This window comes from Pseudanabaena sp. Chao 1811 (assembly GCF_027942295.1).
Taxonomy (GTDB): domain Bacteria; phylum Cyanobacteriota; class Cyanobacteriia; order Pseudanabaenales; family Pseudanabaenaceae; genus Pseudanabaena.
In genome coordinates this window covers 4,264,142-4,289,400 of the sequence record NZ_CP101416.1, presented here as the reverse complement: position 1 = coordinate 4,289,400, position 25,259 = coordinate 4,264,142, and the positions used below count along the sequence as shown (strand labels likewise).

Here is a 25,259-nt window from a genome sequence, read left to right as displayed (position 1 = left end):
ATTAAGTTTTGGGAAATTGGGCGCGATTGTACCATACTCTACAAGACTCACATAATCCCTATTTAGTTCAATATTTATAGGACTTACGCAATGCTAACGCCTTTACTAGGTTTTGAGTGTATGTGGCACTGCCACATACAATTTTGGGCTTAATTGAGCTATTGCGTAGCGCTGGCTCAATTAAGCCCAAAATTGTGAATTCTTGCTTGGCGTGTTTTAATTCGTATTGCTATACAAATAACGGAAATCATGGCAGTAGATCTGACTCGCGTCCAACCACCTCTTAAGGTTTATCCGCCCAAACCAAACCAACTTTTACTGAAACTCATACGAATGGTAACGCCTTTTTGGTTAAGGGGACAATGTGGAATTAAGCAGATTGAAACCCGATACATTGATCGCCTTGTGGAAGCTACTAAAAAATTTCAGGATGGCAAATCGCGATATTTATTAGCTTTTCGGCATCCCACCACGGATGACCCCTTCGCAATGTTGTATTTGTTAACCTATGCTGTGCCAGAACAAGCGAGAGAAATGGGCATTAAGTTAACGAAGACTCCCCATAGCAGTTTTGTCTATGATCGCGGTATTTCTCTATGGGCGGGAGAATATATTAATTGGCTATTTCCAGCACTAGGGGGGATTTCTATCTTTCGGGGCAAACTCGATCGCGCTGCTTTAAACCTGATTCGTCAACAAATCATCAATGGAAAAGAGCCGCTTTCTATGGCTCCTGAAGGGGGAACTAATGGCAAAAGTGAACTGGTTGCCGAACTAGAACCAGGTATTGCTCAAATTGGCTTCTGGTCTGCAGAGGACTTGCTCAAAGAAGGGCGCACCGAAGAAATGCTGATTATTCCCGTGGGGATTCAATACGAATATTCCGCTAAAGCTTGGGTGGCGATCGATCAAACGATTATCACTATCGAAAAGGAATGTGGTATTACCAAACCTGAAATTACTCCCAATACGCGCTATCAACGCCTCTATGACTTAGGAAGTTATTTAGTACAGTGGGTCAGCGATTATTACAAAAATTTTTATGGCAGCTATGCCAATACTGATACAACAATCACGGATACCGATGATTTAGCAACTCGCGTACAGGACTTAGCCGATCGCATTTTGCGTGTTGCCGAAATGAATTTTGGCATCAAATCTAAAGGCACTGCGATCGATCGCTGTCGTCGCCTCGAACAAGCGGGATGGGATCGCATTTTCCGTAATGACATCAAGGATATTGCCCAGTTATCACAAGTAGAACGTAGCTTTGCCGATCAACTTGCCCTCGAAGCGAACTACAGCAATTGGCACATGAAAATCGCTGAAAGTATTATTGGTGTGACTAGCGACTATGTACGTCAACATCCTAGCCCCAGTCGCTATGTGGAAGTTTTAAAATTAATGTGGAGCGTGTTGCAGCGTGTCACCGAGCGCGATCCAGATTCAGTTTTTAAAGAAACTCCTAGTTTTGGCGATCGCAAAGTAATTATTTCTGTCGCTGAGCCTCTGTCAGTCTCCGACCGTTTATCCGAATACCAATCCAGCCGCACTGCCGCCAAGGAATGTACTCGTAAACTCACTGAAGAAATTTCCAATTCCCTCAACAACTTAATTGTGCGATCAGCTATCTAGAAAAAGAGCCGCGAAGCGGCTCTTTTTCTAGATATACAGACTTTGGCAATCTTCGAGATTGAGGCGCGATCGCGTGGCAATACTCATTGATGAGGTTTCACCACGCGATAGGTGGATTGCTCCTGCACAGCCAATCATCGCCGCATTATCAGTGCATAAACTTAAGGGAGGAAAGATTGCTCGAATATTATTTTCGGCGGACAGGGTGACTAAACGCGATCGCAAGGCACTATTAGCGGCAACACCACCAACCGCCACAATCGTCGATAAATTATGCTCGATCGCGCATTTAATCGTGCGAGTTGCCAGAGCTGCTGCCACAGTTTCTTGAAAACTAGCGGCAATATCCGCGATCGGCAATTCTTCTCCATTGGGGCTTAACTTTTGGGTCAGGCGCAATACTGCCGTTTTTAATCCACTGAAACTAGAATCATAGGGAAAATCGGGAATTCGCCCCTGCGGCAATTTGTATGCTTTGGAATTGCCAGAGCTAGAGATTTTATCGATAACTGGTCCCCCTGGATAGCCTAACCCAAGTAACCGTGCCACTTTATCAAAGGCTTCCCCTGCGGCATCATCACGGGTTTTGCCCATTACCTGATAGTCGGTATAGCCCTTAACGAGAATAATGCTGCTATGTCCGCCAGAAACCAATAAGCACAAAAATGGTGGTTCTAAAGTCGGATCAGCTAATAAGGCAGAGCAGATATGCCCTTCAAGGTGATGCACAGCTATTAAAGGCTTTTTATGGAGCATTGCCAAGGTTTTGGCGGCTGTCACCCCAATCATCAATGAACCAATTAACCCGGGGGCTGTCGTGACCGCAATTCCATCGATCTCTGACCATGTTTTACCCGATTCGCGGTATGCTTGAGCGATCGCAGGATTAATCGTCTCTACATGCTGACGTGCGGCAATCTCAGGCACAACGCCACCATAGAGCGCATGGGTTTGAATTTGCGACGAAACCACGCTACTAAGAATTTGGCGATCGCATACTACCGCCGCCGCCGTTTCATCACAGCTAGATTCGATCGCAAGAATAGTTGGCATTTCTAAACAAAATTAAGATGATCTAGATGTCGCTTCGCGACATCTAGATCATCTTAATTGATAATTTACTTTACAGGATGTGAAGATTGCTTTACCAAGGCGCGATCGCTGATATACGATCTGAAACCAAGTTCCCAAACGAAAATCTCGTTATTTTTGCCTAATCTTAAACAAAGGTAAGTTAAGGTCAGTCTATGAAAAGACTTTTTGCTCTCATTCTAGTTATTGCTTTGTGGTTTGGCGTTAGCCTTTCCTCAGCCCCTGCTGCATACGCAGACTTCTCCGTTTTGACACCTTGTGCTTCTTCTGCTGCTTTCCAAGATCGCTTGCAAACAGAAGTTGATGGTTACACTGCACGTCTAGCTAATTTCAAAGCTGGTAGCCCTCAAGCAGATTACCTCAATGCTAAAGTTGCTCAAACCAAGGCTCGCTTTGCTAAATATGCTAGCTCTGGCTTGCTTTGCGGTGACGATGGTCTACCTCACCTGATCAGCGATGGTCGTTGGAGCCATGCAGGCGAATTCACCATTCCTTCCTTGCTGTTCCTATACATTGCAGGTTGGATCGGCTGGGTTGGTCGTAGCTACTTGATCGCAGTTCGCAAAGATGCTGCAACCGCAGCTCAAAAGGAAATCCTCATCGATCTTCCTCTTGCAGTTAAGTTCTCACTAACTGGCTTTGCATGGCCACTTCTTGCTCTTAAGGAATTTGGCACTGGTGAACTCGTAGCTCCTGAAAATGAAGTTACAGTTTCGCCTCGCTAGTTTTGATATCTAGCGATCGCTTTACCAACTGCTCCAAAGTGTTTTAGTTAAATCTTTTAACACTTTGGAGGATTATAAAAACTAACTATCTAATAAGGAGAACTCCATTGAACGGCTTTTTATCCTCTGCTCCTGTTGTAGCTGCTGTATGGCTCACCATCACTGCTGGTATCTTGATCGAAGCTAACCGCTTTTTCCCAGACACCCTAACCTTCCCTTTCTAAATTAGTCAGGGTTCCTCATTTTTTATGGCGTGGCAAAGCCACGCCATAAAATTTAAATTCTAAATTACTCAGGATTTCTGATTTTTCGTATTGCGGTAAAGCCACGCCACAAAATTTAAACTCTAAATTAGTCAGAGTTTCTTATTTTTCGTGGTGCGGTAAAGCTGCACTACAAAATTCAAATAGAGTTGCAGCGCTTGGCGTTGCAACTCTATTTTTTTTTATAACTGGTATTACGTGGAAGTCTGTAAAGCCCTCACCCTAGCCCCTCTCCCGCAGGAGAAGGGAACAAGAAAACAATATGGGTTTTGCTCCCCTTCTCCTGCGGGAGAAGGGGTTGGGGGATGAGGGTTCAACGTAAGTTCAGTTATAATTAGCTCATAAACCCTGAACTAATAGCAGGAATATCATGAAATCCTCTTTTGGGACTGACTATGTTAGCTTCCTTACGCGCCTTAGAGCAGGCGATCGCGTTACCTATGGGGGAACACAGTGGGAAGTTGAAGACTTTAGCACCTATGATGATGCTGATGGTTATGAAACAATGGAATGGTTACTAAAGTCAGGTCAGTCTAGTTATTATCTATTACGAGAAGTTGATCCTGACAACCCTGAAACTCAGATTAATTGGTATTTGTCAGAAGAAATTGGAGTTAACCGCATATCGGGGGAACATGTGGGTGATGATGTGCGCTTTGCACTTTGGGATGCTATGCATGAGCGCCATGAGCCTTATTTCAAGTTAAGAGCTTTAGGCAGACTCTATTATTTTGAATCCCAAACCGAGGGAACTTATAAAGGTAAAGATGGTAGCGAATCTCGGACTACATGGGACTATTGGGACGAGGAGCAACTTTGGAATTTAGCGATCGAAGCTTGGCAAGATCGGGAACTTCATGTATATTCCACCAAGAAAGTTAACCCTGAGGACTTCGCGATCGCTGAGAAGTCAATCACTATCCAAAGCTTTGCCTCCCAAAATTCTCCGAGCCATAATCAGAAAAACAATGATCGCACTTGGGAATGGATTTGTGCATGGGCATTGGTAATTATTGGCTTCATCTTAATGACTTCTGGAGATTGGTAAAGCATGGCAACTTCTTTATTTGTCGAGCAACATGCTGATGGAACTGCTTTTTATATCAATGGGGAATTGCAGTTTCATAGTGCTGATGAAGCAATCTATCACGAATATTTAACGATTCCTGCGATCGCATTGGCAGCTAAGCGCTTTCCTAATCAATTACTCAGAGTTCTCATTTGTGGTGGTGGGGATGGGCTTGCAGCGAGGGATATTTTACGATTCCCACAGGTCAATCAAATTGATCTAGTGGACTATTCCCAAGAAGTAATTGATTTGGGTAAACAGGACTTTGCAAGTTTTAATCAAGGGAGTTTAGTGAACCCTAAAGTTACAATTTATATTCACGAGGCTTTTGCATTTCTCAATCGATTAGTACAGGATTTTTGCACAGAAAGTTGTCAGGATCATACATATCACGTCATTATTTGCGACTTTACCTATCCCACCTCAGTTGCTGAAACCCAAATTTATGCATTGGAATGGTTTAAGCTTCTTAAAAAAACACTTGTACCTCTGGGAATTATTGCGGCAAATGCAGTTTCACCAGATCTCAGTACATTAGCATTCTGGTGCATTTATCAAAATATGCAAGCCGCAGGTTTCACTGTAAAACCCATGCAGTTGCAAATTCCGTCTTTTATCAATCATGACTATGGTAGTTGGGGCTTCTTAATCGCTTCCGAACAATCCATCATACGATCAGAGATCGAGTCTCTTGATTTACCACCTAATTTGAGAGAGCTAAGCTTAGACACTTTGCCGCAATTGTTTATTTTTGACGCAGATATCGCCCAAGCAAGACATTCCGTAACTATTCATCAAAAGGATTCATCGCAATTATTTTTCTATTTACTCAATCATGCACATATATCTAACTCAAATAACTCAATAGCGTCTCCAGAAAATCTTCAAATTGATTTTCTAGATCTTCAAGATTCGCCAACAGATCTCTCTACTAACAATCATAATTTTCAACTGAATGATCCCATGAGCTTAGAATCTCTAGCGCAATCTTGGCTCATGCAATTAGAATCAAATCCTGATAGTCTCGTCATCCCTGCACAGCATCACTCGCAAACGCCAGAAATTTCGCAGGAATGGCTAGGTAGAGCTAAGCAATTACTCAATCAAATCGATTTTTCTCGCTTAATCGCCAAGCTACTAGAGAGATCGCAAGAATTACCCCATGAAATTGCTGATGATTTGCGCGAATTGCAAAATAAAATCATCAAATTTCAGCAGTCTAAGTCTATTGATGGGCAGGAATCCCAAGCGATTTCCACAGATTATGAATCTAGACCTTCTTTTAATCTGACCACAGCTAAGGTAATTGCGATCGTCTCGTTAACCCTGTTAGTTGCTAATTTAGCGGCTCCTGATGCTGTATTTGCTAAGGGTTCAACCTCCTCTTCTGGATTTGTTAGCAATAGTTCGAGTGATGGCAGTGGTGGCTTAGGATTTTTTGGGTTGATGATGACAGTTGCAGGTATTGTCTGGTTAATTAATCTTGCTAACGACAATAAAAAATGATGAGTTGTAAGAGTTTTCAAATGAGCGTACACTCATTTGAAAACTCTTACAACTAAAAATCAACACCTAAAGAGGGGAAAGCAAAAAAGTGATTCTTAGGGAGTTGTTAGATGACGATCGCATATCTTGGGACAAGCTCACACAAACATATCATCACGGCTGCTTTATGCAGTCTTGGGTATGGGCAAACTTTCGTGAACTTGATGGCTATCAAACCTTTCGCTATGGGCTTTTTGATGAATTAGAACAATTAATTGGGGGATGTATTTTCTATTTCTATCCTCAACGTAGTGCGGCAAATCTGGTTTTTGCCCCTGCGGCTCCCCTATTACCACCAAATTTAGAAATAGAAGGAATAAGGCTGTTATTAAATCAAGCAGAAAAATTATCTCAAGATATGAGTTCGGGCGGCGCGATCGCTTTACGCATCGAGCCTTTATTGTCAGCAAAGCCTGAATGGATGAATCAGGATTTCGTGCGATCTCCTGCGGATCTTATGCCCTCAGAAACGCTCTGGATCGATCTCCAGAAAAGTGAATCGGTACTACTTGCAGAAATGCTTCCTAAAGGACGCTATAACATCGGTCTCAGTCAGCGTCATGGAGTTGAAACAGTTTTCACTAGAGAAGATGCAGCGATTCCCCATTTTTATGATTTGTTTTATGAAACGGCACAACGACAAGGCTTTTTAAGCGAACCCTATGGATTTTTTATCAAACTTTGCCAAAATCTATTTCGTGAAGGAATGGCGGAAATTGGCTTTGCTAAATACAATGGCAAAATACTCGCCACAATTTTATTAATCTACTGGGGCGATCGCTGTACATATCTCTATGGTGGACGTAGTGAGAGCGCAAGGCAGGTAATGCCAGTGTACGCGTTGCATTGGGCAGCAATTCAACGAGCCAAACAACTTGGGCACAGGATTTATGATTTTTATGGCTACAGTGATGAGCCAACCCATGCCTATTACAAGTTTTCCCGATTTAAACGTCAATTTGGTGGCAAGGTCTTTAAAAATATTGGCGCTCATGACTATTTCTTTTATGATCGCCTAGCCTATACGATCATTCGTTTATTGCAATAGACTATATTTTGCGCCGCCCGCGTAGCGGGCGGCGCAAAATATAGTCTTTAACTTAGCTACTGAGAACATTTTGTATTTCAGCAATAATTACGCATCTATGCAGCCAACTCAAGTCCCACCAAGTATCAATTCTTCTCAAAAGGTGCGTGTCATTGCTCCTAGTGGAGCATTGCGAGAATGGGAACGTTTTGAGCAAGGTGTTAAAGTTTGGCGCGATCGCGGCTATGAATTGGTAATTCCAGAGGATTTAAGCCAACCTTGGGGCTATCTTGCAGGAACCGATGAGCAACGTCATCAGCAATTGATTGAGGCTTGGAACGATCCTGAATGTGTGGCGATCGCCTGTGCGCGGGGTGGTTACGGCTCCATGCGACTGCTGGAAAAATTAGATTGGCAACAGCTTAGTGATCGCCCCAAATGGTTAATTGGTTTCTCTGATATCACAGCTTTACTTTGGGGATTTGCAAAAAATAAAAATATCAGTGGTTTACATGCACCTGTCCTAACGACTTTGGGCAATGAACCAGCACGATCACAACAACAATTGTTTGATTGGCTAGAAGGTAAAGTTGACGAAATCACCCTAACAGGAGAAGGATGGGGTCATGGCAAAGCCACAGGTGTTCTCCTTCCCGCCAATCTCACCCTCGCGACTAACTTCATCGGTACTCCCATCTGTCCTAATCTCGACAATGTAATTTTAGCGATCGAAGATGTGGGTGAGGCTCCCTATCGTGTTGATCGGATGTTAACCCACTGGCGTTGGTCTGGTCATTTACAAAAACTCAAAGGTATTGCGATCGGTCGTTTTAGTCAATCTGAAGTGTCAACACCGAGTTTTAAAATGGAGGAAGTATGGCGCGATCGCCTATCCGATTTAGGAATTCCGATTGTCATGAATTTACCCTTCGGACATGATGGCGAAAACGTTCCTTTAGCTGTTGGCTGTAATGCCGCAATCGACGCAGTTAATGGAACCTTGAGTTATAGCAGAAAAATACTAAGATAACGTGATTTGCGCGGCGCTTCGCGCCGCGCAAATCACGTTATCGAACTCACGTTAAGATACACAAAGAGAAGCTAATAGAATGGCAAAAAGATTGTCAGAATTTCGCCATCGTAGGCAGCAGTACTGGAGTGCATTCTGACGGTAAGCTTACCACCTAAAGCCTTGAGCAGGGTTTTTGTCGTTGGTAAACTCAGGCTCAATGTACCCGTTTCGGGTTGGAGCATTAGCCATTGTCCCACCGCTTTGAGAAGTGGTAAATCACCACCACCTTGTTGAGGAACTTGGGATTGGAATTGTAATTTGAGATATTCCCCTGCACTAGTGAGAATTAGTTGGATATGGCTATCGGGCGGAAAACTGCGAACTAAGCGATCAACTAAACCATTGAGGACCTGTGATAGAAGTAAACCATTACTACAAATTGCAGGAATCTCTGTTGGTAAAATCATTTCTAAGGAAATTTGTCTACGTCCTGCATGTTCTTGCCAACGCATAAAACCATCACTAAGAATCTCTCCTATTTGCGTTGCCTCCAACATAATTGGATAGCTATCCAACTGCGCCGCCTCGAAAATCAAATTAAATCTTTCAATCTGTTCTGTACATTCAGCATCCACTCGATCTAGGCGAGTTTTGACTTCGGTAGAGACATCTTTGCGCCGTTTGAGCGATCGCACTAACATTCTGATCGTTGTAAGTGGAGTCCTTACCTCATGGGTAATTGCCTTAATAATATCGACTTCTTGGATCTCAGGAATTGGTAATTCTTGATGAATAGAACTTTGTGCCATCAAAATCGCGCCAAACCTTGCCATGATTTGATAGGGAGGCATTGTTAGCGGGAATTGTTGCAATTTCGTTTGGAACAAAGTCTGCTGTTCATGCCGACGGATACGCGGTGATAAAGTCGCGATCGCGGTCTGAATTGCCTGCGGATGTAATGACCAGAGGCAGCTATGGCTATTGGGTGAAGATAACACCAAAATGCTAAAGGTCTCAGTGACTAAAATGCAAAACCATTCCTGATTTAGAACATCGGATTTAGGGATGGCGATAACCTGTGTATTGCCAATCGGTAAAGAACCTGTAGGAAATAACGAAGATTTGCTCGTAGTCAAAACCCAAGTTTGTAGATCAGGTTGCCGAAAAGCAGCATTGGGGAAAATATAAGGATGATGGGTGAGCAAAAAACCTTTAAGGGACATCTGCATCGAAAATTGCTGAAGTACAGCGATCGCCCGATGCCAAAACTCCTTTGCGTCAGTTTGGTGCAATTCTTCGACAAACTCACGGGTTTGTGCGTCTTGGAGCAATGCCTCGTATATTGTTGCCAATCCTGTCGCCAATGTTTGTCACCCCTACACTATCAGTTTTGAGAAACGACGCAAGGCATCGTTTCCCAAATGGTATAAAACTAACGCCCTTGAGCAAGAGCAGCTTCAGCACGATCAAACTCTTGAAGTAGTCGATCGCGTACTTTTGCAGGAACAGCACGTTTAGTTGTGCCATTGTAATAGCCTGCCAAGGTATTTAAAGCAGTCAACATCGTTGTATAGGAATAAAACCCATTCTTTTCGCGATCGGCCCGATAACGCGACACATAGGCATTGATCTTATATCTAGCGGATGTCTTTACCACCGCACGATTCTCGGCATTGTCAGGCAAATTAATTGCTTCACGGAGGGTTTTGATTGTATCCGTCGTATCAGCGACATAATCGCCAGTCAAACCTGCATTAACGAGGGTTTTAATTTCCTTAGTAGTTAACACATCGCCTCGAGAGAACAAGCCTGCATTTGCTTCTGGCGCAAAACCACCAATTACTACTAACGCTACCAACGCGAATGCGATCGCTGAGCGGCAAAAGCTCTTTAAGTAAACTTTTAAAGATTTATTTAAAGAACCAAATAAAGACCCGTATTCTGCCTTCATATTAATAAGTTTATGAAATTACACATTTTGTTGTCCATTTAATCTTATGGCTTTTGGGACAACCTCCCCCAGTATCCAAAGGAGGGGATCATAATGTTATGAAACCATAACATTATGATCCCCAGTCAAATTAACTGCCATAATCGCCACAACAATGACAGGTATTTGGTTTTAGCTAAGTATTTGTACTTGAAAGCCTCAATAAATTAGCTAAAACCAGCAGAAGATATACTTTCCAGCCATTGACCATTCAGAAAATTTTGGCAAAATGGTTGTAGCTACAGTCTGAAGACTCATTTAGATCATGAGTTAGACATTATTACAAGCAGTTGGAGGTTAATTGTATGGCGAGGGAACGTCCTCCCCTAGAAGAGATGACCTTGCGTCAACTTCGCAAAGTAGCAGCAGAGCTAGAAATTTCTCGCTATAGTCGAATGCGAAAATCTCAGCTACTAGCTGATATCCAAACCATTCTTTCCGCTCAAGGCACAGCCTCAACCACAGATAGCAGTAACTCGGAGACACAAGAAATCGTGGAAGCATCAAAGTTTAATTTGGGTAGTGAAGAAACAGAGGAAAACTTAGAGGCACTTGCCGCTATTGACAAGAGCATTGGCGATCTCCCCACAGGTTACGGTGAGAGCCGTATCGTATTATTGCCCCGTGATCCTCAATGGGCTTATGTATATTGGGATGTACCTAATGCTCATAAAGAAGAGTTGAGAAAGCAAGGTGGTCAACAGTTGGCTCTACGTCTATACGATGCCACTGATGTGAACTTAGACTACCAAACTCCTAACAACTTACAGGAATACAATAGTGACGAACTTGCTCGTGAATGGTATTTGCCTATTCCGATTAGCGATCGCGACTATGTAGCCGAACTTGGCTACCGTTGTGCCGATGGTCGTTGGTTAGTCCTAACTCGCTCTAAGGTTGTCCATGTTCCTCCTGTATTCCCATCGGAATGGGTAGAAGATAACTTTATTACCGTACCTTGGGATCAAACCCTCATAGGTCAGACCTTCTTCACATTGGTTCCTCCAGCGAAGAAAGCAGCACCCGCTCCTGAAGAGACCACAACTACTGCCGATACCTCCTACGACGAAATCTTCAACATCGCTCGCGAAGCTGAAATTCAACGTATTTCTGGTTCACTCTATGGCTCGATGCAGCATGAGTCTGGCATTGGTATGGCTCCTGAATCCATCAGCTCCTACATCTTCCCATCAGGTGCAGGACTATTTGCTGGTGCAGCAGGTGCGCTCAGTGCGAGTGGTATCAACTACTCTGGCATTGGTATGGAGTCCAGCTACAGTTTCTTCTCTAGCGAAGCACCCATCCGTCCTCGCCAGTTCTGGTTAGTTGCCGATGCTGAGTTGATTGTTTATGGTGCAACTGAGCCTGATGCCTCTGTCACCATTGGTGGTCGCCCAATCAAGCTCAATGCTGACGGTACATTCCGCTTCCACACTTCTTTCCAAGACGGTATTCAAGATTATCCAATCTTTGCCGTGGCGGCAGATGGCGAACAAAATCGCGCTATCCACATGAAGTTCGAGCGCCAAACCCTTGAGCGTCGTACTAACACCAAGGAAGAAGCAATTCCTGAATGGATTAGCTAAAGTATATAAAAAAGAGGGGGACGCATTGCGTCCCCCTCTTTTTTATGTTTATGTGTATTGAATTAACGTGAGTTCGATAACGCCATTTGCGCCGCGCAAATGGCGGAAAAGGGTAAAAATCGCTTAGCGATTTTTACCCTTTTCCGGATTCGTCGAACTGACGTTGAATTATAGCTAGAAAGTAAAGAGGCAGAGCCATTGACGATTTCGTTTATCGGGAAGCCGAAAATGGTATTTTAAGAAATCTGTCTTGATATTTTGATGTTGTAATGTCTAAAAACTATAAGATTACGCTTTTGCCTGGGGACGGAATTGGTCCTGAAATTATGAAGGTAGCAGTGGCAGTGCTTCAGGCGATCGCTCCAAAATTTGATCTGACTTTTTCCTTTGAGACGGCTTTAATCGGTGGAGCAGCGATCGATGCCACGGGACACCCACTGCCCGATGAAACCCTGCAATCATGTAAAAATAGCGATGCAGTTTTGCTCGCAGCCGTAGGTGGTGATAAGTGGGACTCAATGCCATCGCATTTACGACCTGAACAAGCATTACTAGGCTTACGGGGTGGAATGGAACTATTCGCCAATTTACGTCCTGCTCAGATTTTGCCCCAACTAATTGATGCCTCTACTTTAAAGCGTGAAGTGGTCGAAGGCGTAGATATTTTAGTAGTGCGCGAACTCACGGGTGGTATCTATTTTGGTAAGCCAAAGGGGATTGTTGCCGATGAAAATGGTGTGCGTCGCGGCTTCAATACGATGGTCTATACCGAGACAGAAATCGATCGCATTGCCAAAGTTGGCTTTGAAGCAGCTCAAAAACGTCGTGGTTCTGTTGTTTCTGTTGATAAGTCAAACGTATTAGATGTGTCGCAGCTATGGCGGGAACGTGTAACTGCAATTTCTAAAGATTATCCCGATGTGAAGCTATCGCATATGTATGTTGATAACGCAACAATGCAGATTATCCGCAATCCTAAGCAATTTGACGTAATTCTCACCAGTAACCTCTTTGGCGATATCCTCTCCGATGCGGCGGCAATGCTGACTGGTAGTATCGGCATGTTACCATCGGCTAGCCTTGGAGTTGCAGGTACACCTGGGGTATTTGAACCTGTGCATGGTTCTGCACCTGACATTGCAGGTAAAGATTTAGCAAATCCCTTGGCACAGGTTTTGAGTGCCGCGATGATGTTGCGCTATGCCTTTAATGAAGGTGCAGCAGCCGATGCGATCGAGGCGGCAGTAAATAAAGTCCTTGATGCGGGTAAACGTACAGGCGACATCATGGCTGATGGTTGCGAAAGATTGGGATGTGTGGCAATGGGCGAAGCACTACTAGCCGCAATCTAAAAAACTTAAAGGCGGTGCTTAGCACCGCCTTTAGCTAACGTCTATGAACCTCAGCACTATATGGCTGTTGCTCAGGAATAAAAAATCTACTTGTGGGCTTAGGTGATATTTGTATATCGTTTTTACTGGAACTGCCTGATGGGGTATAACGATCTTCCCATCGACTGCGAATGGAATCTATTTCTACTGGCGTAGATATTAAGGGCATACTAGTGCTGGCATTATTTGCGATGGGCTGATTTAAAGCCAGCTCGCTTTCATATTCATAAGAACGGGTACGGCTATAGACCGTTTTGCGTAATAGTGCAATTCTTTCGGCAATTCGCTCATCAGCATTTGCGGAAATTGCTAGGGGTTCGCGAATTGCGTTATATGCACGATCAACTCTGGTATAGATTTTTTTGCGATCGCTAATATTTGCTTTTGCCACATAAGTTGGGCGAGTCAGTCCACCCAATTCCTGCTGCGATCGAGATTTCATATCAGCGATAACTTCATTTTCATCTAAAAAAAAAGAAGTCTTGCCATCTTGGCTGGATGGTGATTTGGGTGAATCTTTAGGCTTTGGAGAAGGACTAACTTTGGGGAGCTTAATCCCCGCAGGAGATGGATTAACTCCCTCTAAGGCTTGTTTGCCAAATCTATATGCCACTAGTCCAGCTATAGATCCGACAACTACCATGGCTAATAGCAGCAGCAGACTATAACTAAGTCTAAATTTCTTAGGTGGCTTTTTTTTCTTGCGGAGACGCTTTTCAGGCTTTTCGGGGCGAGTTGTTGCCATTACAAACTGTTTAGCTAATAATTGCTATTAGGCAACCTGCAAGGTAGCTTATTTGATAGCATATAATACTTACGGTTATAATCACAATATTACCAAGGTTGGCTGACTGGTAAAGCAAACGACTCATAATCGTTGACATGTCGGTTCAATTCCGACACCTTGGATTAAAAATAGGTATGAAAATTGCTGATTCCTACTGCTTTTAATGCTGTTGGGAATGTTATCTTTGACATCAGCAAACCTCCCTTAAAGATAAAACTTTGATGATCAGACACTTGGAAGAACAAAATCTGGAGCACGCATTTTATCAACTTGCCGATCGCCTGATTGATAGTCTCCATGTAGGTGAGCATCTAACTATTAATTTAGATAGTGAGCGTAGCCAGTTCACAAGGTTTAATAATGCTAAGGTTCGCCAATCAGGAGTTGTTGCTGATGGGAACGTGACAATTTCCTTGATTGACAATCAACGGGAAGCCTATGCTGAGTTCCCATTTACAGGCGATCGCGCAATTGACTTTACCTATGCCACTGAAAGTCTCAACTATTTACGTCAAGAAGTTGCTCAAATCCCTGAGAATCCCTATCTAGTCATACCTGAAAATCAGGGTTCGAGTCGTGAAGTCTATCAAGGTAATTTGTTGCCACCCGAAGATGCGATCGCTACAATTCTCGCTCCCATAAATAAGATCGACTTTACTGGATTCTATGCTTCAGGCTCAATCATCCGTGCTAGTGCTAATTCCGCAGGTCAGAGACATTGGTTTGCCACGGATTCCTTTTTCGTCGATTATTCAATGTTTGTTCAGACCAATTCAGGAGAAAAAGCGGTCAAGGGTATCTATGCAGGTAAAGATTGGCATACCGAAGGTTATCAATCACAGATTGCGCGATCGCAACAACAATCAGTCGCCTTACAAAGACCTAGTAAAACTGTAGCTCGTGGACAATATCGTACCTACTTTGCCCCTGCTGCATCTTCAGAGCTATTGAATTTTTTGGCTTGGAGTGTGGGAGAAGCTAGTTTTCAACAGGGTAGTAGCGCTCTTTTAAAATTAAAAAATCAAGAACGGACACTCTCACCATTGCTATCCCTTAGTGAAAATTTCAGCTATGGCAATGTTCCTCGATTTAATAATTTAGGAGAAGTTGCACCTGAATATTTGCCCATTATTAGCAATGGCAAGCTAGTTAATAGTTTGGTTAGTTCGCGAAGTGCTATGGAATATGGCAAAGAAGCCAATGGTGCAAGCGGTGGTGAGTCGATGAGATCGCCTGAAGTTGATGCAGGAAATCTTGCTGAAGCCAATATTCTCCAACAATTAGATACGGGACTTTATCTATCAAACCTCCATTATTTAAACTGGAGCGATCGCACAGGCGGCAGAATCACAGGTATGACTCGTTACGCTTGTTTTTGGGTAGAAGATGGCGAATTTATCTCCCCAATTGAAAATTTGCGATTTGATGATAGTATTTATGACTTTTTTGGAGATAATCTCGAAGATTTGACTGATTTTCGAGAATTTATTCCTAATACTGGTACTTACGAAAAGCGATCATTGGGAGGCATTCTTGTGCCTGGAATGTTAGCAAAAAAATTTACATTTACCTTGTAAATGGTTGAGCATACTTAAACAAAACCTATAGCGAACGCTCAGCGTTCGCTATAGGTTTTTGGGGTTTTACATTGAATTGCACCCATAGACTTAAATGATTTGAAGATTCTCCAAGGATCGCTCTTTCGCGAATCTGGAAATATAAGAATGGTTTAGGATTGAGATAGAACTTGCTATTTCAGAAATAGAAACAACATTTTGTATCATTTATAACCTGTAAAATGTGATTAATAACACTATTCAAAAATATTTTTAAAGAAGTCTTTATTGCCATTAGATACAACTGATAAATTTTGATAATTTACTGAATATGTATTTTTTATCAATTTTGATTGTATTGAAGATGATTATGTATAGGGAATTACATCATCCCCAAATAATTAGATTTTGTAACACTATATAAGCTATTTTGCTGTAGAAAAAGTTATCAGAAAGTTATATAAAGTAATAACTTTTGCCAAAATCGGGTAAGATTTGATAGTAGCTTAAGAGCCAGAATTTCTATGTTGTCATCGTCTTACAAAAATATTCTGCCAGCTTCTATTGCCTTCATCGGGGGGATGATTTTCGCTGTTGGTCAACCAGCGCAAGTATTGGCAAATAATCAAGTAGAGTACACACCAACTGACAGACCACAACCTCAGCGTACTCAGGGCGGCGGCTCCCGCTTATATTAGCAATCTAAAACTCTATCTTTACAGCTATTAGTTGCTAAAGCTGCAAATTAAACAATATTAGAGTTTCTTATTGATCATTAAGCATGTTGTAGGCATAAAGCTTTGGGCAAATTCAAATCACAAAAAAAGAGAGGGACAAACTGTCCCTCTCTTTTTTTGTCATATCTTTGACGCAGTTTGCGATGATCTTACGACAAAGCGCTTGCATACATTAAAGCGGGAATTTGGTAGGATAAAATCACCTCAATTTTAGAATCATAGTCTTATTGCTTTGAGCTTAATGTAAAGTTAAGGTATTCAAAGACTTACATCAAAACAGTCTGGCTTAACGACAGCAAGTGAAATTAAACTTCTCTAAATGATTGCTATTAAGACCTTGAAGTCCAGATGGGCGAAGTTACCACGGAAAATCCAACAATGGGGAGGATTTTTGCTGTCGAGTGGTAGTGTATATCTATTAATATTTGGACTGCGTTGGTTGGGCTGGTTACAGCCTAGTGAATGGGCGGCTTTTGACTTGTTTATCCAGCTTCGACCTGTTGAGCCAGTAGATGAAAGAATTATTATTGTTGGCGTGCAGGAGTCAGATATTCGGTATCTGGGCAAATGGCCAGTTTCTGACCTTGTGCTAGCAAAGATTTTAAAAAAAATTCGTGTCCAACAGCCTAAAGTTATTGGACTAGATTTATATCGAGATATTCCTGTAGGAGAGGGATACGCAGAGTTAGAACAGGTTTTTAAAACTACACCAAATCTAATTGGTATTGAAAAGAGCATTGGCGATCGCTTTAATACCGTGATTGCCCCACCTCCTACGTTAAAAGCTTTGGGACAGGTCGCAGCAAATGATGTAATTGTCGATCCTGATGGGAGGTTGCGTCGGGCTTTACTCTATCCGATGCCCACAGGTAATGAGGGGATACCCAGTTTGGGTTTAGCGGTTGCTCTAGCCTATTTAAAGGAAAAAGGTATTGAACCGCAGTCTTCAACGGGGGGATATTTACAACTTGGGAAAACTATTTTTAAGCCTTTAGAAAGTAGTGATGGTAGTTATGTCCGCACTGATGCGGGAGGCTATCAGATCCTCATGAATTATCATGGATCTTCACTTAAATTTCGTCAAGTTTCCCTTGAGGATGTTTTAGAAAATCGAATTCCTGCTAATTTAATGCGCGATCGCATTGTCTTAATTGGTGCTCAAACCCCTAGCTTGAATGACATTTTCTATACCCCCTATAGCAGTAATTTCATTGCCTCACCAACTCAAATTTCAGGCGTGGAGTTTCAAGCAAATATTATCAAAATGGTTGTGGGGTCAGTTTTAGAAGATCGTCCCCTCATTAAAGTCTGGACAGATGTTTGGGAAGAGCTATGGATTGCAAGTTGGTCAATTATTGGATCAGCGATCGTGGCAATATGCGCGACTAGGCGTTTCTGGCTACTAGTTGGCTCAGTACTATTCTTTGCAGTTGTTTTGATTGGAGGAACCTATTTATTATTCCTTGCAGGTTGGTGGATACCTTTTACACCATGTGTATTAACTTATACCGTTTCTATGCTCGTAATGCAGAGTTATGTCTACGTTGCAAGACTACGGGAACTCAATGCAGCTCTATCGGATTCGATCGAGTTACTAGCCCATGACGCTTCCCATGATGCACTTACGGGGCTTCCCAATCGCAACCTATTTATGGATCGCGTAGAACATGCGATCAAATACAGCAAACGTCATCCCAGTTATCTATTCGCGATCTTTTTCATTGACTTAGACCGTTTCAAAATGATTAACGATAGTCTAGGACATAATGTTGGCGATCTATTTTTGCAGGAGATTGCCAAGCTTTTACAAAGCTGCTTAAGGTCTATTGATACCGTTGCGCGAATTGGTGGAGATGAATTCACAATTCTCATTGATGATATTCAAGATGTTAGTGAAGCGTTGATTATTGCTGATCGCATTCTCAACAGGTTTCTCTCTCCCGTCATGATTAATGGAGAAGCAATTTATCCGAGTGCCAGTATTGGCATTGTGATCAATACCCAAGATTACAATAGTTGCGTGGATTTGCTTAGAGATGCAGATATCGCCATGTATCGCGCCAAAGATCTGGGCAAGGGAAGATATACACTCTTTGATCAAGAGATGTATGAACAAACCCTCCGCTTGACACAACTAGAGAGCGAATTACATTATGCCTTAGATCATCAAGAGTTTGAGCTTTACTATCAACCCATTGTCTCATTAAAAAATGAGCGATTGACTGGATTTGAGGCGTTAATCCGTTGGAAAAATCCCAAACGAGGCTTTATTTCGCCGATAGAATTCATTCCCCTTGCTGAAGATACGGGATTGATCATAGCGGTTGGTGATTGGGTAATACAGGAAGCATGTCAACAACTACAAGATTGGCTCCATAAATTCCCTGAAGCTGCCAGTTTGAAGATGAGTATCAATTTAGCTAGCCATCAAATTCGCGAATCAGATTTATTAGATAAATTAGATCTAATTCTCTCTAAAACTGGGATTGATGGAAATTCTATCCGTTTAGAAATTACGGAAAGCACTTTAATGGATCAGAGTGAGGAGACAATTAATAAGCTTTCCCAACTGAGAGCCAGAAATATTCAGCTTAGTATTGATGATTTTGGACAGGGGTATTCTTCTCTAAGCTATTTACATCGCTTTCCCATTAACATTCTCAAAATTGATCGGGCTTTTGTAAATCAAATGACAGATGGCGGTGAGAATATCGAAATTGTACGGACGATTACGATGCTTGCCCATACGTTAAATATGAGTGTGGTTGCGGAAGGAGTGGAAACTCAGCAGCAGGCTGATATTTTAAAGGGACTGGGTTGTGAGTTTGGACAAGGTTATCTATTCTCTAGACCTTTGACTGCTGCTGATGCTGAAATGGCGATCGCGAAGAGTGTTAGTTTGTCTCAGGTAAGCTAAGAAACAAGCAAACCGATTAATGGGGAACGGCTTTGCTGCTCCCCATTAACAGTTAATGTCAGTTCGACGAAGGTGGAACATGGTAAAAATCGCTAAGCGATTTTTACCATGTTCCACCATTTGCGCGGCGCGAAGCGCCGCGCAAATGGTGTTATCGAACTCGTGTTAACTGTTAACTTGTTTGTTTATAGCCCAGCTTCAGGAAAATATTTTCTAAGGTTTCTTGCGTGCGGTGGAAACTGGAAATGGGAATGCCTGCTTCGATGAGAGCCTTAAGTAAAGCAGCACAGTCTTCAATACTGCCAGAGAACTGTACACGCACGCTGGGAAGCCCTGTGAGTACTTCTACTTCCTGCACTGATGGCGATCGCTTTAATACTGTTTGCAAGTCTTCGAGATTACCGAGGGTAGAAATGAGTAACTGCTGTTGATCCTGATTATTGCGATCGTAAAGCTCTTGTAGGCGAGAACTCTCAACTAATCTGCCTAACTCCATAATTCCAATCGATGTGCAGATTTCCGCTAGATCGCTCAAAATATGCGATGAAATGAGAATCGTCATCCCTTGCTGCTGTAAGGATTTGATAATATTACGAACCTGCACCCGCGCAAGGGGATCGAGTCCTGATACGGGTTCATCTAGCAATAGTAAGGTGGGATTGTGAATAATACTCCTTGCAAGGCTGAGACGCTGTTTCATCCCTCGCGAGAGGGTAGCAATTATTTCATTTCTTTTATTTTCCAATTCTACTAGTTCGATCACTTCATGCAATCTTTGCGATCGCTGGGGATCTCTCAAAAAATATAAACGGGCAAAATAATCGAGATAATCCCAAACTGTAAGGTCATCGTAAAGGGGAAAGTCATCGGGCAAATATCCCAGTTGTCGCTTCAGTTCAGGATTGTTTTGCCCACGCAAAAACCTTGCCCCATTAATATAAATCTCACCTGCGGTTGGTTCTTCAGAAGCTGCCAGCATCCTAATCAAGGTGGTTTTCCCCGCACCATTAGGACCAATAAGACCATAAACTTCACCGCGATCGATCTGCAAATCGATATGATTTACGGCAATGTGATTGTCAAACTGTTTTGTCAATCGGTGAGTGCGAACCGTTGGTACTGCTGTCATGAGATTGCCACAAAGTTTATAGTCATGTTAACCTTCACATCAAAAATTGTGAATATAGCGTATACCGATCTAGTGAAGTACAGGGTTATGTCCCCGCCGAAGGCGGGGACATAACCCTCTTCGCTTGCTTGAAAAGCCCTATATACGCTGTACAACTTCATATAACGGTTTATAAATGAGCAGACAAATCAACAACTGATCCCCATAATTTTCTATTATGAACAGTCAAACCTACGATTACAAAGACCAAAGTTTGCAGGATCAATCTTTTGTTGGACAAGATTTGACAGGAGCAGATTTTAGTGGCGCAGATTTACGGGGATGTGATTTTACAAGAGCAACTTTAATCGGAGCTAACTTTGAGCGATCAACTACAGGACAAACTCCTCAACAAATTCGTAATGCCATTCTTTCTATCATTATGGGCATGATTGGGATGATCATCATAATCTTCATCCTCAGCTTTCTCATCATAACAATTGATAATCTTCTATTTAGTTGGTTTGGAGAAATTTATCGAAGAATTGTGAGTGTTTTATCTAGTATTTTTCTATTTTTGTTATATTTCTTTCAAAGCCTGATTATGGATGGTTTTCCCAAGACATCTAACTTTTTGGCTAACACTGTGATCGCCAGCCTCACAACCATAATGCTTTTGTTAACATTAGGGCTTATAGGTATCAGTTTTTCGGGCGGTGGATCAATTCTTTTTCTAATTCCCGCGATTATTTCGGGAATTGTTACTTCTAGACTATTTACATGGTTAATGGAAGCTATTAAAGGAGGAATTGGAACTTCTTTTAAGAAAGCTAACCTAACTGGGGCAAATTTTAGTCATGCACTAATCTATAACACTGATTTTTCCTTTGCCTTATTGACAGGCATCTGTATTGAAGGATGGCTAGTGGACTCACTGAGTGTATTTACAAAATCTCAATGCGAATACCTGTATTGGCAGTCTCCGCAAGAACGTTATCCCCAAACTGGTCAATTTCAAGAGCATGACTGGGAAAAGTTTCTCCAAAAATTTATTAAAAACTAAAGGCAGTAGGAAGCTCTACCTTTAGTTTTTTGGGTTTTGACTCCTTTACAAGTTATGATAGTAAATGGTCAAAATTCCAGTTTTTACTTTTTTCTCTAAAGTTTCGCCAATAACATCATGATGCGTAGCAACTATTGCGGTCACCTCAATGCCGAACATATCGGACAAACAGTTAGCTTGTGCGGTTGGATCGATCGCAGACGGGATCATGGTGGTGTGATCTTTTTAGATTTGCGCGATCGCACAGGAATCCTGCAAATCGTTAGTGACCCTCAACGTACTCCCGTCTCCTATGAACTTGCGGGTGAATTGCGCAATGAATATGTTGTCAGAATTGTTGGCAAAGTTTCTAAACGTCCTGAAGAGTCTCTCAACCCCAAACTTGCCACAGGTGAAGTGGAAATCTATGCTGAATCCATTGAGTTGCTCAATGCTGTTAGCAAACCATTACCTTTCTTGATTTCTGAAGCAGACACAATTAAGGACGAATTACGCTTTAAATATCGCTATCTTGATATGCGGGCTGAGCGTCTATCTAGTAATCTCAAACTTCGCTTTGAGGTAGTGAAATCCATTCGCCGCTTCCTTGAAGATGAATATGGCTTTATGGAAGTAGAAACACCGATCCTTTGCCGTTCGACTCCTGAAGGCGCAAGGGATTACCTTGTCCCCAGCCGTGTTAATGCGGGTCAATGGTATGCACTGCCGCAGTCACCGCAGTTGTTTAAGCAATTGCTCATGGTAGGCGGATGCGATCGCTATTATCAAATTGCCCGATGTTTCCGTGATGAAGACCTTCGCGCCGATCGCCAACCTGAATTTACACAGCTAGACATGGAAATGAGTTTCATGTCCCAAGAAGAAATCATCGAGCTAAATGAGAATTTAATTCGCTACATTTTCAAAACCGTCAAAGGTGTTGAACTAGGTGATTTCCCTCGCCTCACCTATGCTGAGTCAATGAATCGCTATGGTTGCGATCGCCCTGATACTCGCTTTGGAATGGAATTGGTAAACGTCACCGATTTATTTGCTAACTCTGGATTTAAAGTATTTGCCAACACCGTTGCTAATGGCGGCATTATCAAAGTGCTACCTGTGATTGGTGGTGATGAGGCGATTTCTAATACGCGCATTAAACCAGGTGGAGATTTATCGAACTTGGTTGCTCAGTACGGTGCGAAAGGTTTAGCCTTTATCCGTGTGCGTGAGGGTGGCGTAATCGACACCATCGGAGCACTCAAGGATAGCCTCACCGAGGAAGTCAAGCAAGAACTGCTAGAACGTACAGGTGCAACCGCAGGCACAATCCTATTATTTGGTGCTGGTGAAAAAGCGATCGTCAATGAGTCTCTCTATCGTTTGCGATTAGCCCTCGGTCATGAGCTAGGACTAATCGATCATGACAAGTTGAACTTTGTCTGGATCACTGACTTTCCTATGTTTGAATGGAATGCTGATGAGAAGCGTCTAGAGGCATTACACCACCCCTTCACCTCACCTCGCCCTGAAGATATTGCCGATGGTCAACCCATTGATGTTAATACGATCGCCCAAGCCTATGACCTCGTACTCAATGGTACAGAAATTGGCGGTGGTAGTATTCGGATTCACAAGCGCGAAGTCCAAGAAAAAGTATTTGCCGCGATCGGGTTAACTGATGAACAAGCAAAAGAGAAGTTTGGATTCCTATTGGAAGCCTTTGAATATGGCACGCCTCCTCATGGTGGACTTGCCTTTGGTCTCGATCGCCTAGTGATGTTAATCTCTGGGGCAGACTCAATCCGTGATGTAATCGCTTTCCCCAAAACACAACAGGCTCGTGACCTATTGACCGATGCACCATCCAGTGTCGATGACTCACAACTGAAGGAGCTACACGTTAAAGTGTCATTACCTGCTGCCAAAGCTTAGAAAAAGCGGCGCAAATGGCAGAAAATGGTAAAAAAATCGCTTAGCGATTTTTTTACCATTTTCTGCCTTAGTCAAACTGACGTTAAAGTAGTGGAAGTTAGGTCAATAGCCTCTCAAAAAATTTATTAGTTCATGAACCGTTTGTAGTTTTTTAAGGAAATAGTTATGGCAAAAGTTGAAATCTATACATGGCGCATGTGTCCTTTCTGTATCAGAGCAAAACATCTGCTCGATCAAAAAGGTGTAGAGTACATCGAATATGTAATTGATGGGGATGAAGCGGCGCGATCGCAAATGGTTGCTAGAGGTTCTGATGGTAAAAGATCTGTACCGCAGATCTTTATCAACGATCAACATATTGGAGGTTGTGATGCTATCCATAATCTAGATCGTCAGGGCAAGCTCGATCCATTACTCGCCGCATAAAAAATTCAAGTGCAAAGCACTTAAATTAGACCCCTAACAAATTATTTGAAAGTTTTGCCTTGCAAAACTTTCAAATAATTTGTTAGGGGTTTTTATTGAAAATCACTGTAGGACAGGTGGTGTGAAGCAATACCTACCTATCTTTAACATCAGTTCGACGAAGGCAAAAAATGGTAAAAATCGCTTAGCGATTTTTACCATTTTTCGCTATTTGCGCCGCGCAAATAGCGTTATCGAACTCACGTATCTTTAGTTATGCTGCTAATGGTAATTCAATGTTAACGGTAGTTTCTTGCTTATAAATGCTGTTAATTGAGAACGTTCCACCATAATTTTCCACAAGTTTCGTTACAATCTTTAGTCCTAAGCCCGCCCCCTGTTGCTCGTGTAATTTCCGCTCAAACTGCATAAATGCACCAACTTTTGAGATCTGATCCTCAGTCATTCCCCAACCCTGATCAGTGATCGCTAAAAGAAATCGATTATTCACAACTTTGCCAGATAGTCTTACTTGACTACCTGCCTGTGAAAATTTAAAAGCATTTTCTAGAATTTCCGAGATAATAATTTTGAGATCTGGGTTGTTAACTGCCACAACTACTTCATCGAGATCGCACAACAAATCATCTTTACGCGCATCTTTGTTTGCCTGAGCCTGAGCAACACTAACAATAAATTGGTGATCAGACTGCTTCTCAAGATTAGGCGATCGCGAACTGGGTGATTTGTAAGGAGATAGCTCTAGATAGACATAGGTTAAAAATTTACGTGTTAATCTCTCCAGCCTTGTTGCCGATTCTTGCGCAAGCAATAAAAATTCCTTAATTTCCTCTGGAGGCATAATTTCATAATCTTCCAGTAATATTCCAATTGAACCAACAATTCCATTTAGTGGGGTATTGAGTTCATGGGGTAAACTAGAAGCTAAATTACCACTTAATTCCTGCAAACTATTTTGCAATAAATCAATCGTTTGTGTTTGCAAATTAGATAAGCTTTTAATATTGTCATATTGCTGCTTGATGCGCATCATCGAATGCACCCTAGCTCTAAGTTCACTACTATTTACAGGTTTACCAATAAAGTCATCTGCTCCTGCATTTAGACATCGAGCTAAGTCTTCCTTGCTAGTCAGGGCAGTCACCATAATAATTGGTACATTTTCCCATTGTGGCATTGCTTTAATACGACGACATACTTCAATACCATCAATTCCTGGCATCATCACATCCAGCAAGATTAAATCAGGCTGAACAGTTTCTAAGATGCCAAGTGCTGAATCCCCGTTGGAGGCGTAGTACAATTGGTAGTCTTGTTCTGATAAAAAAGTTTCAATTACATCAAAGTTGTTGGGTTCATCATCAACAACGAGAATATTGGGAATTGTCTGGTTCATAGATTTTGTCTAAAGAAAAC

21 protein-coding genes and 1 tRNA gene are annotated in these 25,259 nt (G+C 42.3%); 16 read left to right on the top strand and 6 right to left on the bottom strand.

The window, feature by feature from the left end; all coding sequences use genetic code 11:
• The first annotated feature begins 249 nt into the window (after nt 1-249).
• Nucleotides 250-1,635, top strand: a complete 1,386-nt coding sequence (locus NMG48_RS19565; RefSeq protein WP_271253087.1) for a 1-acyl-sn-glycerol-3-phosphate acyltransferase — start codon at nt 250-252, stop codon at nt 1,633-1,635.
• A gap of 27 nt (nt 1,636-1,662) precedes the next feature.
• Here the strand turns inward: NMG48_RS19565 and tsaD are convergent, their stop codons facing one another.
• The gene (gene tsaD / locus NMG48_RS19560; protein ID WP_271253086.1) at nt 1,663-2,688 is read right to left on the bottom strand and encodes a tRNA (adenosine(37)-N6)-threonylcarbamoyltransferase complex transferase subunit TsaD; all 1,026 of its coding nucleotides are present in this window, start codon (nt 2,686-2,688) and stop codon (nt 1,663-1,665) included.
• Between the two features lie 194 nt (nt 2,689-2,882).
• Between tsaD and NMG48_RS19555 the strand changes: the two genes are divergently transcribed.
• The 6 genes from NMG48_RS19555 (at nt 2,883) to NMG48_RS19530 (ending at nt 8,386) form a co-directional block, all read left to right on the top strand.
• Nucleotides 2,883-3,452, top strand: coding sequence for a Photosystem I reaction center subunit III (locus NMG48_RS19555; RefSeq protein WP_271253085.1), 570 nt, complete (start codon nt 2,883-2,885; stop codon nt 3,450-3,452).
• Nucleotides 3,453-3,559: 107 nt separating this feature from the next.
• On the top strand, nt 3,560-3,676 hold the full coding sequence (locus NMG48_RS19550; protein WP_126386881.1) for a Photosystem I reaction center subunit IX: 117 nt from the start codon (nt 3,560-3,562) through the stop codon (nt 3,674-3,676).
• 409 nt (nt 3,677-4,085) lie between these two features.
• Nucleotides 4,086-4,763, top strand: a complete 678-nt coding sequence (locus NMG48_RS19545) for a DUF4178 domain-containing protein (protein WP_271253084.1) — start codon at nt 4,086-4,088, stop codon at nt 4,761-4,763.
• Nucleotides 4,764-4,766: 3 nt separating this feature from the next.
• Complete coding sequence (locus tag NMG48_RS19540) at nt 4,767-6,290, top strand: hypothetical protein (RefSeq protein ID WP_271253083.1); 1,524 nt, start codon at nt 4,767-4,769, stop codon at nt 6,288-6,290.
• Between the two features lie 88 nt (nt 6,291-6,378).
• Nucleotides 6,379-7,377 (top strand): lipid II:glycine glycyltransferase FemX, encoded by a 999-nt coding sequence (locus NMG48_RS19535; RefSeq protein WP_271253082.1) that lies wholly within the window; start codon nt 6,379-6,381, stop codon nt 7,375-7,377.
• Between the two features lie 97 nt (nt 7,378-7,474).
• On the top strand, nt 7,475-8,386 hold the full coding sequence (locus tag NMG48_RS19530; RefSeq protein WP_271253081.1) for a S66 peptidase family protein: 912 nt from the start codon (nt 7,475-7,477) through the stop codon (nt 8,384-8,386).
• A 71-nt stretch (nt 8,387-8,457) separates the two neighbouring features.
• On the opposite strand, the gene NMG48_RS19525 is transcribed toward NMG48_RS19530, so the two are convergent.
• Nucleotides 8,458-9,732, bottom strand: coding sequence for a sensor histidine kinase (locus NMG48_RS19525; RefSeq protein ID WP_271253080.1), 1,275 nt, complete (start codon nt 9,730-9,732; stop codon nt 8,458-8,460).
• 68 nt (nt 9,733-9,800) lie between these two features.
• Nucleotides 9,801-10,319 carry a hypothetical protein gene (locus NMG48_RS19520; RefSeq protein ID WP_271253079.1) on the bottom strand — a complete coding sequence of 173 codons (519 nt, stop codon included), beginning with the start codon at nt 10,317-10,319 and terminating at the stop codon, nt 9,801-9,803.
• Nucleotides 10,320-10,663: 344 nt separating this feature from the next.
• Here NMG48_RS19520 and NMG48_RS19515 point away from each other — a divergent pair, with 344 nt between their 5' ends.
• Nucleotides 10,664-11,944, top strand: a complete 1,281-nt coding sequence (locus NMG48_RS19515) for a DUF4912 domain-containing protein (RefSeq protein WP_271253078.1) — start codon at nt 10,664-10,666, stop codon at nt 11,942-11,944.
• Between the two features lie 269 nt (nt 11,945-12,213).
• Entirely contained in the window at nt 12,214-13,296 is a 1,083-nt protein-coding gene (gene leuB, locus NMG48_RS19510) for a 3-isopropylmalate dehydrogenase (protein WP_271253077.1), read from the top strand.
• A gap of 34 nt (nt 13,297-13,330) precedes the next feature.
• On the opposite strand, the gene NMG48_RS19505 is transcribed toward leuB, so the two are convergent.
• Nucleotides 13,331-14,080 (bottom strand): hypothetical protein, encoded by a 750-nt coding sequence (locus tag NMG48_RS19505; RefSeq protein ID WP_271253076.1) that lies wholly within the window; start codon nt 14,078-14,080, stop codon nt 13,331-13,333.
• A 92-nt stretch (nt 14,081-14,172) separates the two neighbouring features.
• Between NMG48_RS19505 and NMG48_RS19500 the strand changes: the two genes are divergently transcribed.
• From NMG48_RS19500 to NMG48_RS19485, 4 genes are all read left to right on the top strand, one after another.
• A tRNA-Ile gene (locus tag NMG48_RS19500) sits at nt 14,173-14,244 on the top strand.
• A gap of 99 nt (nt 14,245-14,343) precedes the next feature.
• A complete protein-coding gene (locus NMG48_RS19495) occupies nt 14,344-15,699 on the top strand; it encodes a TldD/PmbA family protein (RefSeq protein ID WP_271253075.1) in 1,356 nt (451 codons plus the stop codon).
• A 503-nt stretch (nt 15,700-16,202) separates the two neighbouring features.
• The gene (locus NMG48_RS19490) at nt 16,203-16,376 is read left to right on the top strand and encodes a hypothetical protein (RefSeq protein ID WP_271253074.1); all 174 of its coding nucleotides are present in this window, start codon (nt 16,203-16,205) and stop codon (nt 16,374-16,376) included.
• Nucleotides 16,377-16,734: 358 nt separating this feature from the next.
• On the top strand, nt 16,735-19,332 hold the full coding sequence (locus NMG48_RS19485; RefSeq protein WP_271253073.1) for an EAL domain-containing protein: 2,598 nt from the start codon (nt 16,735-16,737) through the stop codon (nt 19,330-19,332).
• 172 nt (nt 19,333-19,504) lie between these two features.
• Here NMG48_RS19485 and NMG48_RS19480 read toward each other — a convergent pair whose 3' ends face one another.
• Entirely contained in the window at nt 19,505-20,461 is a 957-nt protein-coding gene (locus NMG48_RS19480; protein ID WP_271253072.1) for an ABC transporter ATP-binding protein, read from the bottom strand.
• Between the two features lie 217 nt (nt 20,462-20,678).
• Between NMG48_RS19480 and NMG48_RS19475 the strand changes: the two genes are divergently transcribed.
• From NMG48_RS19475 to grxC, 3 genes are all read left to right on the top strand, one after another.
• On the top strand, nt 20,679-21,503 hold the full coding sequence (locus NMG48_RS19475) for a pentapeptide repeat-containing protein (RefSeq protein WP_271253071.1): 825 nt from the start codon (nt 20,679-20,681) through the stop codon (nt 21,501-21,503).
• Between the two features lie 120 nt (nt 21,504-21,623).
• Complete coding sequence (gene aspS / locus NMG48_RS19470; protein WP_271255295.1) at nt 21,624-23,417, top strand: aspartate--tRNA ligase; 1,794 nt, start codon at nt 21,624-21,626, stop codon at nt 23,415-23,417.
• A 165-nt stretch (nt 23,418-23,582) separates the two neighbouring features.
• On the top strand, nt 23,583-23,843 hold the full coding sequence (grxC, locus tag NMG48_RS19465) for a glutaredoxin 3 (RefSeq protein WP_126386847.1): 261 nt from the start codon (nt 23,583-23,585) through the stop codon (nt 23,841-23,843).
• 253 nt (nt 23,844-24,096) lie between these two features.
• On the opposite strand, the gene NMG48_RS19460 is transcribed toward grxC, so the two are convergent.
• The gene (locus tag NMG48_RS19460; RefSeq protein WP_271253070.1) at nt 24,097-25,239 is read right to left on the bottom strand and encodes a hybrid sensor histidine kinase/response regulator; all 1,143 of its coding nucleotides are present in this window, start codon (nt 25,237-25,239) and stop codon (nt 24,097-24,099) included.
• Nucleotides 25,240-25,259: the final 20 nt, after the last annotated feature.